This is a genomic window from Streptomyces vinaceus (assembly GCF_008704935.1).
GTDB lineage: Bacteria > Actinomycetota > Actinomycetes > Streptomycetales > Streptomycetaceae > Streptomyces > Streptomyces vinaceus.
Genome location: NZ_CP023692.1, coordinates 6342518 through 6356035, shown reverse-complemented (window position 1 = coordinate 6356035; position 13518 = coordinate 6342518). Strand labels below are relative to the sequence as shown.

Below are 13518 nucleotides of genomic sequence, written 5' to 3'. Positions count from 1 at the left end.
GGGGCGGACGGTTCAGCGCCGGACCGTACGGACGCGCTCCGCCCCGGGCGACGGCGCCTGGGCGGGGACCGCGGGGACCGCCGGCGGCTGCGCGGACATCCGGCGGATGTCGTGCACGGCGCGCCGCAGTCCGGCGCGCAGGCGGCGGCCCAGGGGGCGCTCTATCAGCCGGTGGACGATCCAGGCGAGCACCACCATGAAGGCGGTCACGCCCAGGACGAGGGGGACGGGCCGCACCTCGCGGCGGAAGTGGTGGATGAACGTCAGCCCGGCCATCATGTGAATGAGGTACAGCGGATAGGTGACCGCTCCCGCGTGCCCCAGCCAGCGCCACCGGACGCGGTCGAAGGCGCCGAGGGCGATCCCCGCCATGACGAGGAACCCGCAGGCGATGACGGCGTGGGCCGGCCAGACCGGCGTGTGGGCGGCCACGCCGCGCCCCAGGTTGCTGATCATGCGGCCCTGGACGTAGCTCTGCGCGAGGACGAACTGGAGGCCGGCGATCCCCCACAGCACGGCATTGGGCCCGAACCGGCGCATGAGGTAGAAGGCGATCCCCGCGATGAAGTACGGCGAGAACGTCGGGATCGCGAAGAAGGACAGCACTCCGCTGTCGGCGGTGGGCGCCACCACGCCGGCCACGGTCCACACCGTGCAGAACACCACGCAGTTGCGGTAGGTGACCCCGCGCACGACGACCAGCGCGAACAGGGCGTAGAACTTCAGCTCGACGAAGAGGGTCCAGTACGCGTCGTCGATGTGCGGCACCTTCATGCCGCCCTGGAGCATGGACAGGTTCACCACGACGTCGCTGAACGCCTTGACCCCGCGCACCTCCGGCCAGGCGAACAGGACGCCGGCCGTGAACAGGACGGCCGCCCAGTAGGCCGGGAAGAGGCGGGAGATGCGCGAGGCGGCGAACTCGCCCACGCCACGGCCCCAGGCACTCATGCAGATGACGAACCCGCTGACGACGAAGAAGATCTCGACGCCCAGCCAGCCGTAGGCGGCGCAGGCGCTCGCGACGGGGAAGACGGAGGCGGCCGGCTCTCCCCAGCCGCTGTCGAGCGCCAGGTAGTGGTAGCACAGGACGGCCAGCGCGGCGAGGATCCGGACGCCGTCCAGGGCGGCCAGACGGGCGCCGCCGCCCGGCACGGCCCCCGGCCCTGGGTGTCCGATGGCTCTCGACGCGCTCATACCGTGGCTGCCGCTTCCCTGGATGACTGTCCGATGAACGGATTTGATCAACCGGCACCCTACCGGGCACCTCGGACGACCACCCCTGCCCGCCGGACGAGGTGTGACGGAAGTCTGACGGACCGCCCCCGGGCCTGGTGCGGACGCGGCGGCGGTGGTCGAATCGGGCCGTGAGCCCAGCACCCGCAGCCGTACCCGCACCACAGCCGCCGCCCGAGCCCGACCCCGACGCCCAGGGCGCGCCGATCGGGCGCCGCCTGGTCCTCGGCATGCTCGGGCTCGGCGCCGCCGGGCTGGCCACCGCCCCGTACCTCCAGGGCGGCTTCGAGGCCCTCCTCGGCGCGGCGTCCACCAAAGACCCCACGGGCCTGACCGGCCTGCTGCCGAACGGAGGCGGGTTCCGCTACTACTCGGTGGCCTCCTCCGTACCCGAGCGCGGCCCCGGCGACTACCGGCTCACCGTCGACGGCCTGGTCGACCGCCCCGCGACGTACACCCTCGACGCGCTCCGGGCCCTCCCGCAGACCCGGGTCGTACGGGACGTGCAGTGCGTCACCGGCTGGCGGGTTCCCGGCACGCCCTTCGAGGGGGTCCCGCTGGCGCGGCTGCTCGACGCGGCCGGGGTCCGCCCCGAGGCGCGGGCCGTCCGCTTCAGCTGCTTCGACGGCACCTATACGGAGTCGCTCACCCTCCCCCAGGCCCGCCGGGACGACGTCCTGGTGGCGATGCGCATGCAGGACAAGCCGCTGAGCCACTCGCACGGCGGTCCCGTCCGCCTCTACGTCGCCCCGATGTACTTCTACAAGTCCGCGAAGTGGCTCTCCGGCATCACCCTCACCCGTGACGTGGAGCCCGGCTACTGGGAGGACCTCGGGTACGAGGTCGACGCCTGGGTCGGCCGGTCGAACGGACGCGACGATGCCCCGACCGTCTGATCCGGTGCCGCGGAGTGCCGCGCACACCGGGGGCACAGAACGCACAGAGCGCACAGCGGGCACAGCGGGCGCAGCGGCCACCGACCGCATCCGCCGGTTCAGTGGCGCCGAGCGGTGGATCCACCGCTCCACGGCCGCGCTGATGGGCCTCTGCGTCGCCTCCGCCGCCTGCCTGTACCTGCCCGCGCTCGCCGAACTCGTCGGCCGCCGCCACCTCGTCGTCACCGTCCACGTCTGGTCCGGGCTGCTGCTCGTCGTGCCGTTCGTCCTGGGGCTCGCCTCACGGGCGTTCCGCGCCGATCTGCGGCGCCTGGGCCGGTTCGGCCCGCACGACGGGGTCTGGCTGCGGGCCGCCCTGCGGCGCGACCGGGTGACCCGGCGGCCCGCCGGGAAGTTCAACGCCGGGCAGAAGGTGTACGCGGGCTGGCTGGCCGGGGCGGTGCTGGTGATGGCGGGCACCGGGGCGCTCATGTGGTGGACCGGCCTCGTCCCGCTGGCCCGGCGCACGGCCGCCACCTTCGTCCACGACTGGCTGGCCCTGGCCGTCGCCGTCGTGCTCGCCGCGCACGTGGGCAAGGCGCTCGCCGACCCCGAGGCGCGCCGGGGCCTGCGTACCGGCTCGGTCGCTCGCGCCTGGGCCGAGCGCGAGCATCCGCTGTGGCGGCACGAACGGCACCAGCGGCACCAGCGGCACCAGCGGGACGAGCGGGGCGAGGAGTGAGCGGGGCGCGGGGCCGGCCGACGCGGATCGCGCGCCGGCCGGCCCCGCTCCGGTCGACGTCAGCCGCCGTCGCGCACCGCGACGATGCCGTTGAAGACGCCCACGTACGCGGTGCCGTCGGGCCCGAGCGTGATCGGCGCCCAGTTGTTGTCGTACAGCGGCCCGGTGCCGGTCAGCTGCCGCCAGCGGCGCTCACCGGTGCGGAAGTCCACCGCCGTCAGGTACCAGGCGTCGATCCCCCAGGCGTTGGGCTCCTTCTCGTAGAAGTAGAGCAGCCCGTTCCCGGTGGAGAGCTTGGGGACCACGGAGGGTGAGCGGATCGCGCTCTGCCACACGGTGTCGCAGCCGCTGCCGTCGGCGCGCACGTCGATCCGGCTGACGCCGCCGACGACGGACTTGCCGAGGAGCAGGCTGGTGACGTTCTCGTAGCCGTAGTTGTTCTCGACGACGATGCTGTTGCCCCAGGTGATGAGGGAGTTGTCGGTGGTCGAGGCGCCGCTGCCGAACACCGGCACCGTGCAGACGAGCCGCCGGCCGGCCGGGACGTCCGCGCCCCGCCGGTAGACGAGGACGTTCATCCGGTCGTCGGCGTTGTCGGTGATGGCGACGTAGCCGTTGCCGAAGAGGTCGGGGGTGGTGCCCGAACCCTGGTTCACGGAGCCGGGCTTGGTTCCCGTGCCGCGGTCGTAGGTCTGGCGCCACTGCACCTCGGGGGTGCCGTCGGCGGCGGCGCGGAAGCTGTAGAGCGCGTGGTCGGAGACGATGGAGACGCCGTCCTCGGCGACGGAGAAGGAGTTCTGGATCTCCTCCCCCTGGAGCCGGATCGAGCGGATCTGTGAGGTCGCCGGGTCCACGGTGCCCACGCGGCCCTGGCGGGTGACCCACCAGATGCGGCCGTTCCAGTCGGGCATCACGGAGGTGACGGGGTCGCAGGTGCCGCTGGGCCACAGGTTGGTCCAGCTGACGCAGTCGTGGGGGACCTGGCCGGTGAGGTCCCAGTCGTCGTCGACGGCGAACGTCCAGCCGCCGTCCGGCCGCTGCGTGTGCGAGAGGCGCAGGATGTGCTGGCGGGAGTCGGCCAGCACGGCCCGGTCCTGGTTGTCCAGGTAGAAGTAGGCGCCGCCCGAGGTGTCCTTGAACATCTTCGAGAAGTCGAGCGAGGTGATCGCCTCGACCGTCGAGGAACGCTGCGGGAGCTGGTACTCCGCGAGCGTGGCGAGCGTACGGGGCTCCAGGAGCTTGACCTTGAACCCGGTGAAGGTGCCGCAGACGGTGACCAGGCGGCCGCCCGCGTCGAAGGTGGCGGTGGCGCACTCGCCGCCGAGGGCCGCGATCTTCTCGCTGGTGACCTGCGGGTTCCTGCCGAGCGGGCCGGACCACGGCGAGGTGGCGCTGCCGGCCGCGTCGGAATGCATGCCGCTGCGGCCGTTGGGCGCGAGGAAGGGGTGCTGGGGCGGGGCCTCGCCCGGCAGCGGGACGGCGCCCGCGGGGGCGCCGTCGTAGTGGCTGACCAGGCGGTGGCCGGGGGCCTGGGGTATCTCCGCGGCCTGCGCCGGGGAGATCCCGTACATCGCGGTGAACACGATGAGGGCCGGGACCACGGCGCAGTTCAGCGCTCTTCGGAACATCCGAACCTCCTCCGTTCTCTTCAGTGTTATTGACAGTGCGTATGACATCGCGCCGCCGCCAGACGCTAGATCGCCCGGCCTGAGGAGTCCATGGAGGTGTCGGATGATTCATGAAGGCGCAACAGTTGATCGTTTCGCGCCGGACGGAGCGGCTTACGGGCGCAGGCCGGAGACCACCTCGGCGGTGGCCGACAGGCCGTCGTGGATGGTCGCCGCCATGCTGCTGCTCGCCAGGTAGAAGCCGAGCAGGGCGCAGACGAGGGCGTGGGAGAACTTGAGGCCGCCGCTGCGCATGAAGATCCACGCGAGGACGAGGAGCAGCACGACCACGGAGAGCGAGATCACCATCGTTACCTCCTGAGAGCGGCGCCCATCGTGGCGCAGCAGGGGGTGCCTTCGGGCGAAACCCGTGTCCGCCGTACGGGTGTTGACCGTCCGTGACGGGCGATCAGTGCTTGACGATCTCGTTCCAGAGGGTCGTACGGTCGCACCAGCGGTCGAGCAGGACCGGATCGTGGCCCACCGCCAGGAGTCCGGCCCCGGTATCGGCGCGGTACTCCTCGACCACTCCCACCAGGGCGGCCGTGGTGGAGGCGTCCAGCATCGCGGTCATCTCGTCGCAGACGAGCCAGCGCGGACGCAGCACCAGGGCGCGGGCCAGACAGGCCCGTTGCAGCTGGCCGTCGCTGACCTCGTGGGGGCGCCGGCCGAGCAGATCGGCGCCCAGTCCGACACGCGCGGCCAACTCGGGGACCGCCCGGTCCACTTCCCCGCGCCGGCCCGTCGCCCGGAGCGGTTCCGCGACGAGGTCGCGCAGCCGCAGGCGGGGGTCGGCGGAGAGCCGGGGCTGCTGGAAGACGACGCCGACCTGGGCGCGCAGGGAGCGCGGGGCCCGGTGCCGGAAGCCGGTCACGGGTGCGCCGTCGAAGGTCACGGTCCCCCGGTCGGGGCGGTGCAGCAGGGCGGCGACCCGGGCGAGGGTGGACTTGCCGCAGCCGCTGGGCCCGAGGAGGCCGACGGATTCGCCGGGCCGGAGCGTGAGGTGCGCGTCGCGCACGACGGGGCGGCGGTGGTCGTAGCCGGCGGTGATGTGGTGGAGCTCAAGCATGGTGACAGGCCACCCCTTCGAGGAGCGGGGGCCGCTGCGCGCGGCAGGTCGCGTCGGCGCGGGCGCAGCGGGCGGCGAAGGCGCAGCCGGGCGGGAGCGCGCCGAGCTCGGGCGGGGCGCCGGGGACGGGGGTGAAGGCCCGCTCGGGCAGGGCGTCGAGGAGGCCGCGCGCGTAGGGGTGGCGGGGGCCGGACGCGCCGAAGAAGGCGGCGGCGGGGGTGATCTCCACGATCCGGCCGGCGTACATGACGGCGACGGTGTCGGCGATCCGTTCGGCGGCCGCCAGATCGTGCGTGATCATCAGCAGCGCGCGCCCGGCCTCCCGGGTGTGGGAGCGCAGTTCGTCCACGGTGCGGTGGACGAGGTCCCGGTCGAGGCCGGTGGTCGGCTCGTCGGCGAGCAACAGCGGGGCGTCGCCGACGAGCGCGAGGGCGGTGGCGGCCCGCTGGGCGAGTCCGCCGGAGAGTTCGTGGGGGTACCGGTCGAGGTGGGTGGCGGGAAACGCGGCCCGCTCGGCCGCGGCCCGGGCAGCGTCGCGCAGCGCGGCCCCGCCCCGCGTCCGGGCCCGCGTCCGCGCCCGCGTCCGGCCGGCCAGCTCCCGGACGGTCTCCTCCAGGTGGGAGCGGATCGTGCGGACCGGGGTGAGGTGCGCGGCGGGGCTCTGCGGGACCAGGCCGACGCGGCGGCCCCGTACGGTGCGGGCGAGCGTGCGCTCGTCGGCGGCGAGCACGTCCAGACCGTCGGCGAGGCGGGCCGATCCGGCGGTCTCGGCGTTGGCGGGGAGCAGGCCGAGCAGGGCGGAGGCGAGGACGGACTTGCCGCAGCCGCTCTCCCCGACGAGGGCGAGGCACTCGCCGGCGGCGAGCGTGAAGGTGGCGTCGCTGACGGCCTCGACGTACCGCCCGCCCTCCATCCGGAAGCGCACGGACAGCCGGTCCACGCCGAGGACGGGCGGTGTCGGCAGAGCGGTGGTCACAGGGTCGGCTCCGAGCGGCGGCGGGGGTTCAGGTGGTCGCGCCAGGCGCCCGCGAGTCCGGCGACGGCCAGGGTCGGGAGGACCAGGAGGAGGCCGGGGAAAAGGGTGGGCCACCAGTCCCCGGCGAGCAGCGAGCCGCGCGCCGTCTGGACGAGGTTGCCCAGGCTGGCCTGGTGGGCGGGGAGCCCGAGGCCGAGGAAGGAGAGCGCCGACTCGTGCCACATCGCGTGCGGGATCATCAGCACCGCGGCCAGCCCCGCCTGCGGCAGCACGGCCGGGACCAGGTGGCGCAGGGTCACGCGCAGGCGCGAGGCCCCGCCCGAGATCGCCGCGTCGAGATACGGACGGGAGCGCAGCGACAGCACCTCGGCCCGGACGATCCGCGCCGTCGACAGCCAGTGGGTGAGCGCCACGGACACGACGACCGGCCACACCCCCGGCCGGAACATCGCCACGATGAAGACGCCCAGCAGCAGGTGCGGTATGGACGCCAGGGTATCGACGGCCCGCATCACCAGCCGGTCCGTCCACCCGCCGAGCACCCCCGCGGCCGCGCCCACGGCCGTGCCGATCACGGTGGCGACCAGCGCGGCGACGAGGCCGACCAGGAGCGAGACCCGCAGTCCGTAGACGCAGCGCAGGAGCAGGTCGCGGCCCACGTCGTCGGTGCCGAAGGGGTGCGCCCACGAAGGTGGTTGGAGTTTCATCGACAAATCGACCGCCTGCTGGTCCAGCTGCGCGAGGGGCGGAACCAGCAGCACCGCCAGGGCGATCACGGCCACCGCCACCGCCGAGGTGCGCACCCGCAGGGTCCGCGTCGAACGCCCCGCCCGGCCGGCGGACTTCCACACGAGCTCAGCCATCGAAGCCCACCCGCGGGTCCGCAAGGCCGTACAGCAGGTCGGAGAGGAGGTTCCCGGCGAGGACGGCGGCCGTCGCCAGTACGGTCAGCGCCGCCAGCAGCGGGAAGTCCACCGAGGTCGCCGCCTGCACGGTGGCCGCCGCGATGCCGGGCCAGCTGAACACGGTCTCCACGAGCAGCGCGCCGGTGATCAGCTCGGGCACGCGCGAGCCGATCAGCGTCAGCATCGGGAGCATGCCGGCGCGCAGCCCGTGGCCCAGCAGCACCCTCCGCTCGCCGATGCCCCGCGCCCGGGCCCCCCGTACGGGGTCCTCGTCCAGGGCGTCTGCCACGCCTTGGCGGACGTACAGGAAGAACCAGGGCAGTTGGGAGAGGCCCAGCACCAGGGCGGGCAGGACCAGGTGGCGGACCACCTGGTCCGCGGTGACCGCGTCACTGCCCGCGTCGCTCAGCCCGCCCGACGGCAGCACGCCGAGGTGTACGGAGAAGAACCAGATGGCGAGCAGGCCGAGCCAGAAGGCGGGGGCCGCCTCCAGCGTGTAGGCGAGCGAGGACACCACCCGGTCCAGCGGGCCCCCGCGGCGCCGGGCCGCGAGGACGCCGAGCGCCGTCCCGGCGAGCACCGCAACCGCGAATGCAGTGGCGGCGAGCAGCGCCGACCAGCCGAGCCGCTCGGCGATGACCTCGGCCACCGGACGGCGCATGACGGAGGAGGTCCCGAGGTCGCCGGTCAGCGCCGAGGTCAGCCAGTCCCACCAGCGCCCCGAGAGCGGCCGGTCCACGCCCAGGTTGGCCCGCAGCTGGTCGAGTTCGGCCTGCGAGGCCGTGAGGCCCGCCGTGCCGGCGTACGCCTTGACCGGATCGAAGGGGGACAGCTCGGCGACGGCGAAGACCCCGAAGGTCACGGCGAGCAGGACCGGGAGGGCGAGCAGGGTGCGCCGCCCGGCCATCCGCGCCATCGGCCCCCAGGGCAGCCGCGGGGAGCGCGCGGGCCGGGTGTTCATCGGGGGCGGCTCACTTCTGCTCGGGCTTCCAGGACTCGACGTTCCACCAGGGGCCGGCGCCCAGGCCGTGGTCGTGCGGTTCGACCTGGGTGGTGAGCCCGACCCACTTGTCGTTCACGACGTACAGGTGGTCGATGTGGGTGAGGAAGACGTAGCCGGGGTTCTTGACCAGCTCGCGCTGGACGGTGTCGTACGCGGCCTTGCGGACGGCCGGGTCGCCGCTGCGGCGGGCGTCGTCCAGGGCGCGGTCGACGGTCCGGTTGTCGTACCGGGCCATGTTGTTGAAGCCGTCGCCGCCGAGGGAGGACTGGAGCAGCAGGTACTGGTCGAAGTCGGGGTCGGCCGGGGAGCCGCCGCCCGCGAGGACGGCGTCGGTCTTCATCCGGGGCTCGATGACCTCCCAGGTCCCGGACTCGGTCTTGACCTCGATGCCGGCCTTCTTGGCGTCGGAGGCGAAGGCCAGCGCGTGGTCCTGGCGGATCTTGTCGCCGGAGGTGTACCAGAGGGGGAAGGAGGCGCGGACCCCGTCCCTGGCGCGGATGCCGTCCTCGCCCGCCTTCCAGCCGGCGTCGTCGAGGATCCTCTTCGCCCGGTCGAGGTCGTACGCGCGCTCGGTGCCGGCGGTGAACCAGGGGCTGCCGGTGGGGACGGGCCCGTAGGCGGGCTTGCCCGCGCCCGCCAGCAGCTTGTCGACCATGGTGGTCCGGTCCACGGCGATGTCCAGCGCCTGGCGGACGGCCGGGTCGCCGGTGACCGGGTGGTGGGTCGGCAGGGTCACGTTGCGGTAGTCGAAGGACTTCGCGGCGTACGTGGTGCGCGCCTTGTCGTCCTTGAAGCCCTTGGCGAGGTCCGGCGGCAGGATCGCCGCGTCGAGCTCGCCGGAGCGCAGCCGGGTGGCGCGTACGTCGTCGTCCTTGATGACGGCCATGGTGAACTTCTTCACCGCGGGCTCGCCGCCCCAGTACGCCGGATTCGCCGTGAAGCTGAGCTTCTCGCCCCTTGACCAGGCGGCGAGCACGTACGGTCCGGTACCGACCGGTTTGGCGGTGAACTCGCCGCTGTTGACGTCCTGGCGGCCCGCGATGTGCTCGGGAGCGATCGGCAGCACGGTGCGCTCGGCGAACGGCGCGTACGGGTACTTCAGCGTGAAGACGACGGCGTCGGGGCCCTGTTCCTCGACCTCGGCGATCGCGTCGAGCTCGGTCTTCGAGGCGTTGTTCGTCTTCGCGTCGAGGATCGTGCGGTACGTGAAGACGACGTCCTTGGCCGTGAAGGGCGCCCCGTCGCTGAACTTCACGCCCCGGCGCAGCCTGTACGTGTACGTGAGCCCGTCGGCGGAGACCTCGGGCAGGGCTTCGGCCAGCGCGGGCTTCAGCTTCATGTCCGCGTCGTGCGTGAGCAGCCCGTCGAAGATCTTGGAGTTGCCGTCCTTGCCGTAGCCCAGCAACGGGCTGAGGGTCTCGGGCTCGTTCGCGATGCCGACCACGGCCGCGTCGGCGCCCCCGCCGGCAGCGGAGCCGGGGGCGGAGCAGGCCGCCACGCCCGTGATGAGTGCGGCGGCCAGCGTCGCCCTGGCCCCTCCCCGTGCTGTCCGGGCCGTCATGCTGTGCACATCCTGTATTGCCGTTCTCGTATTGCCGTTTTCGAGCAGTTCGTGATCGACCGCTATTGCAAAGAGATCGCAATAATGCCAGACGGGATCAGAAGAACACGAACCCGGTCACATCGGCCCGCGGCCGGGGTCCGCCGCGCACGGGGCTTGCCGCGCCACCCGCACCCGTGCCATATATGTCTAGACCTTTACCAGGAAGCGGAAGCCGAGGAAGGCCCCCCGTGCGACGCACCGCGCCCCTGCTCGCCCTCTGCCTGGCCGCCACCGGGCTCACCTCCTGCTCCTCCGCCGACACGACGCCCCCGGCGGCCCCCGCCGGGATCACCGCCCAGGCCGGCAGCGCCACCTCCGTCCACGTCATGTGGCAGGCGGCGGACCCGGCCGACGCCGTGACCAACTACCAGGTCTTCCAGGCGGACCGGCTGGTGCGCGAACTCCCGGCCGACAAGACGATGGTGGACGTCACCGGCCTGACCCCGCAGACCGCCTACGCCTTCACGGTCCGGGCCCGCGACGCCGCCGGGAACACCTCCGCCCCCAGCGCCTCCGCCCGGGCCACCACCCCGGCCGACAAGCCCGAGGACCGCCAGGCCCCCACCGCCCCCGCCCGCACCACGGGCCGGGCCGACGGGCCCCGGTCCGCCACGCTCTCCTGGGCCCCGGCGAGCGACGACACCGGCGTGACCGCGTACGACGTCTACCAGGGCGGCGTCCGGATCCACACGACCGGCCCCGGCGAGACCTCCACCACCCTGACCGGCCTCCAGCCCGACACCGCCTACACCTTCACCGTCCGGGCCCGCGACGGAGCGGACAACTCCTCCCCCGACGGACCGCCGGTGGACGTGACCACCACGCCCTCCGCCGGGCAGGGCCCGGGCACCGCGCCCGCCGAGTTCACCGCGACCGCCTCCCCCGGCGCCGTCACGCTGACGTGGACCGCCCCGGACACCGGCCGCCCGACCACCGCGTACGAACTCCACGTCAACGGAAAGCCCGTCACCGTCATCCAGTTCGGCGCCGGCGCCGTGCCCGCCTCAGGAGCCGCAGGGGTGGAGCACCGGCTCACCGTGACCGAACCGGCCGGCACCCGGTGGACGCTCAAACTGCGCGCCCGCCTGCCCGACGGCAACTGGGGCGCCTTCTCGGCGGAGCGGAGCATCGTACTCGTGGCGTGAGCCACGCGGCAGCCCGTCGGCGAGGTGACGGCAATCCGGACGGAACGGCACGGCCGGGCCATAAGATCGCGCACAATACACCCGTGTTCGGTGAGTGCGCGTTCAACAGAAAACGGCCGGATTCCCCGGAGGCCGACGGCGATCCCGAGTCGGCTCCGTGCCCCTCGCCGGGAAACCTGCCGCCCGACCCCCCGGGCTTCGTCGGCCGGGAGAGCGAACTCGCCGAGCTCCACGGCCTGTTGCGCTCCCGCAGGCTGACCACCCTCACCGGCGTCGGCGGCGTCGGCAAGTCCCGCCTCGCCCTGCGCGCCGTCAGCGATCGCGTACAGGCCCGTCCCGACGGGGTCTGGTGGGTGGAGCTCTCGCCGCTGCGCGACCCCGCCCTGCTCACCATGACCGTCGCCCACGCGGTGGGCCTGGCCGACCACTCCGCCCGCCCCCTCGACGAGGAGCTGTGCGCGTGGATGGCCGACAAGGACCTGCTCCTCGTCCTCGACACCTGCGAGCACATGGTCGCCGAATGCCGTCACCTCGTGGGTGAACTCCTGCAGTCCGCCCCGGGGCTGACGATCCTGGTCACCTCCCGCGAACCCCTCGACAGCCCGTGCGAGCAGGTCCTCGAAGTCTGCCCGCTGCCCTGCGAGGGCCCCGACAGCGACGCCCTCGCCCTGTTCCGCGCCCGGGCCGTGGCCGCGACCCCGGAAGCCGCCGCGGCCTTCGACGACCCCGAACGGGCGCGGCTCGCGGCCGAGGTGTGCCGCCGCCTCGACGGGATCCCGCTCGCCCTCGAACTCGCGGGCGCCCGGCTGCGGCTGTGGACCCTGGAGCAGATGGCTCAGCGCCTCGGCACCCGCTTCGCCGTGCTCTCCGACAGCGGGCGCGTGCTCCAGCCCCGGCACCGCACGATGCGGACCGCGATCGGCTGGAGCCACGAACTGTGCGAGCCGGTCGAACGGCTCTTGTGGGCCCGGCTGTCCGTCTTCAGCGGGGACTTCGACATCGCCGCCGCCCGGGCCGTGTGCTCGGGCGGACCGCTGCCGGCCTCCCGGGTGGAGCAGGTCCTGGCGGGCCTGGTCGCCAAGTCCGTCGTACGGCGCACCCGGGAGCGGGGGGCGGGCGCCCGCTACCGGATGCTGGACACCATCCGCGAGTACGGGCACGACTGGCTGGCCGAGCTCGGCGAGGTGCAGACCGTCGCCGACCGGCACGCCCACTGGTACGCGGCGCTCTGCCAGGCCGCCGACCGGGGCTGGATGAGCCCCGAACAGGTCGACTGGTACCGCAGGATGACGGCCGAGCACGCACAGCTGCGCACGGCGCTGGAGCACCTCCTCGGCGCGGATCCGGCGGCGGCGCTGGAGATGGCCGGAGCCCTGTGGTTCTTCTGGTTCTCGTGCGGGCACGTCCACGAGGGCCGCGGCTTCCTGGAGCGGGCGCTGCGCACGGCCCCCGGCACGGGAGCCGCCTACGCCCAGGCCGTGTGGGCCCTCGGACTGACCGCCCTGCTCCAAGGGGACATGGAGGCGGCCCGGCAGCTGGGCGCGGAGTGCACCCGCGCGGCGGGCCGGCTGGCGGATCCCGAGCCGGAGCTGCGCGCCGCCTACTTGCACGGGGTCTCGGTGCTGATGCCCGGTGACCCCGTACGGGCGCTGGAGCTGGCGGGGCCGCGGGCGCGGGCCGGCCACGGCGGGCGGACCAGCGGCCCGGGCTGGCTGCTGTGCCGGCTGGCCACCGGCTACGCCCTGTGCGACCTGGAGCGCTTCGAGGAGGCCGCCGAGGAGGCCCGGGGGCTGCGCGAGGCCTGCGCGGAGCTGGGCGAGCGCTGGCTGCGGGCGTACGCGGACTACATCCTGGCGGTCGCCGCGCTCGGGCTCGGCCGCCACGGGGAGGCGGCGCGCCACGTACGGGCGATGCTCTCGGGGAAGCGGCTGCTCGGCGACCGCTTCGGCATCGCGCTCGGCCTGGACGTGCTCGCGGCGGCGGTGGCGGCCCTGGGCGACGGGGAACTCGCGGCGCGGCTGCTGGGCACCGGACACGCCTGGTGGCGCACGGTCGGCCGGCCGCAGATGGGGTCACCCTCGCTGACGGCCCTGCGGGACCTGGGCGAGCGGCAGGCCCGCGCGGCGATCGGCGACGAGGCCTTCGAGGCCGCGTTCCTGGGGGGCGCGGCGGCGTCCACCGGCTGAACTCCAGCCGGTGGGGCCGCGTAACGCCGGGGCTCCCGTCAGTACGGGAGGGGTCTGCCCGACGGTGTGCGCAGGTCCAGGTCTCGTGGGGCGGGCTTGGGGACGGGCTTG

Annotated in this window: 12 protein-coding genes; 4 read left to right on the top strand and 8 right to left on the bottom strand. The window is 73.8% G+C overall.

Going from position 1 to position 13518, the window contains the following annotated elements; all coding sequences use genetic code 11:
* Nucleotides 1–12: 12 nt before the first annotated feature.
* Nucleotides 13–1197 (bottom strand): acyltransferase family protein, encoded by a 1185-nt coding sequence (locus CP980_RS28710; protein WP_150529372.1) that lies wholly within the window; start codon nt 1195–1197, stop codon nt 13–15.
* A gap of 170 nt (nt 1198–1367) precedes the next feature.
* On the opposite strand from CP980_RS28710, the gene CP980_RS28705 reads away from it, so the two are divergent.
* Together CP980_RS28705 and CP980_RS28700 are read left to right on the top strand one after the other, a co-directional pair.
* Nucleotides 1368–2132: a molybdopterin-dependent oxidoreductase gene (locus CP980_RS28705; protein WP_229906973.1), complete on the top strand. Its 765-nt coding sequence runs from the start codon at nt 1368–1370 to the stop codon at nt 2130–2132.
* Nucleotides 2116–2853, top strand: coding sequence for a cytochrome b/b6 domain-containing protein (locus CP980_RS28700; RefSeq protein WP_150529371.1), 738 nt, complete (start codon nt 2116–2118; stop codon nt 2851–2853). The genes CP980_RS28705 and CP980_RS28700 overlap by 17 nt, the downstream gene beginning before the upstream one ends.
* A gap of 59 nt (nt 2854–2912) precedes the next feature.
* Here the strand turns inward: CP980_RS28700 and CP980_RS28695 are convergent, their stop codons facing one another.
* From CP980_RS28695 to CP980_RS28665, 7 genes are all read right to left on the bottom strand, one after another.
* The gene (locus tag CP980_RS28695; RefSeq protein ID WP_373312853.1) at nt 2913–4481 is read right to left on the bottom strand and encodes a hypothetical protein; all 1569 of its coding nucleotides are present in this window, start codon (nt 4479–4481) and stop codon (nt 2913–2915) included.
* A gap of 153 nt (nt 4482–4634) precedes the next feature.
* Complete coding sequence (locus CP980_RS28690; RefSeq protein WP_099893973.1) at nt 4635–4829, bottom strand: hypothetical protein; 195 nt, start codon at nt 4827–4829, stop codon at nt 4635–4637.
* Nucleotides 4830–4929: 100 nt separating this feature from the next.
* Nucleotides 4930–5589 (bottom strand): ABC transporter ATP-binding protein, encoded by a 660-nt coding sequence (locus tag CP980_RS28685; RefSeq protein WP_132758755.1) that lies wholly within the window; start codon nt 5587–5589, stop codon nt 4930–4932.
* Nucleotides 5582–6565, bottom strand: coding sequence for an oligopeptide/dipeptide ABC transporter ATP-binding protein (locus CP980_RS28680; protein ID WP_373312852.1), 984 nt, complete (start codon nt 6563–6565; stop codon nt 5582–5584). The genes CP980_RS28685 and CP980_RS28680 overlap by 8 nt, the downstream gene beginning before the upstream one ends.
* Nucleotides 6562–7428 carry an ABC transporter permease gene (locus CP980_RS28675; RefSeq protein ID WP_132758754.1) on the bottom strand — a complete coding sequence of 289 codons (867 nt, stop codon included), beginning with the start codon at nt 7426–7428 and terminating at the stop codon, nt 6562–6564. The genes CP980_RS28680 and CP980_RS28675 overlap by 4 nt, the downstream gene beginning before the upstream one ends.
* Nucleotides 7421–8431: an ABC transporter permease gene (locus CP980_RS28670; RefSeq protein WP_150529370.1), complete on the bottom strand. Its 1011-nt coding sequence runs from the start codon at nt 8429–8431 to the stop codon at nt 7421–7423. The genes CP980_RS28675 and CP980_RS28670 overlap by 8 nt, the downstream gene beginning before the upstream one ends.
* Before the next feature lie 10 nt (nt 8432–8441).
* Nucleotides 8442–10034 carry an ABC transporter substrate-binding protein gene (locus CP980_RS28665; RefSeq protein WP_150529369.1) on the bottom strand — a complete coding sequence of 531 codons (1593 nt, stop codon included), beginning with the start codon at nt 10032–10034 and terminating at the stop codon, nt 8442–8444.
* 230 nt (nt 10035–10264) lie between these two features.
* Here CP980_RS28665 and CP980_RS28660 point away from each other — a divergent pair, with 230 nt between their 5' ends.
* Together CP980_RS28660 and CP980_RS28655 are read left to right on the top strand one after the other, a co-directional pair.
* A complete protein-coding gene (locus tag CP980_RS28660; protein WP_229906972.1) occupies nt 10265–11221 on the top strand; it encodes a fibronectin type III domain-containing protein in 957 nt (318 codons plus the stop codon).
* Between the two features lie 83 nt (nt 11222–11304).
* Nucleotides 11305–13407 (top strand): ATP-binding protein, encoded by a 2103-nt coding sequence (locus CP980_RS28655; protein ID WP_150529367.1) that lies wholly within the window; start codon nt 11305–11307, stop codon nt 13405–13407.
* The last annotated feature ends 111 nt before the right edge of the window (nt 13408–13518 follow it).

Bases quoted from the DNA above. Each gene is read 5' to 3' on its own strand.
- CP980_RS28685 (WP_132758755.1), bottom strand. From the start codon at position 5,589: ATGCTTGAGCTCCACCACATCACCGCCGGCTACGACCACCGCCGCCCC.
- CP980_RS28700 (WP_150529371.1), top strand. From the start codon at position 2,116: ATGCCCCGACCGTCTGATCCGGTGCCGCGGAGTGCCGCGCACACCGGG.
- CP980_RS28670 (WP_150529370.1), bottom strand. From the start codon at position 8,431: ATGAACACCCGGCCCGCGCGCTCCCCGCGGCTGCCCTGGGGGCCGATG.
- CP980_RS28695 (WP_373312853.1), bottom strand. From the start codon at position 4,481: ATGTTCCGAAGAGCGCTGAACTGCGCCGTGGTCCCGGCCCTCATCGTG.
- CP980_RS28675 (WP_132758754.1), bottom strand. From the start codon at position 7,428: ATGGCTGAGCTCGTGTGGAAGTCCGCCGGCCGGGCGGGGCGTTCGACG.
- CP980_RS28665 (WP_150529369.1), bottom strand. From the start codon at position 10,034: ATGACGGCCCGGACAGCACGGGGAGGGGCCAGGGCGACGCTGGCCGCC.
- CP980_RS28710 (WP_150529372.1), bottom strand. From the start codon at position 1,197: ATGAGCGCGTCGAGAGCCATCGGACACCCAGGGCCGGGGGCCGTGCCG.
- CP980_RS28690 (WP_099893973.1), bottom strand. From the start codon at position 4,829: ATGGTGATCTCGCTCTCCGTGGTCGTGCTGCTCCTCGTCCTCGCGTGG.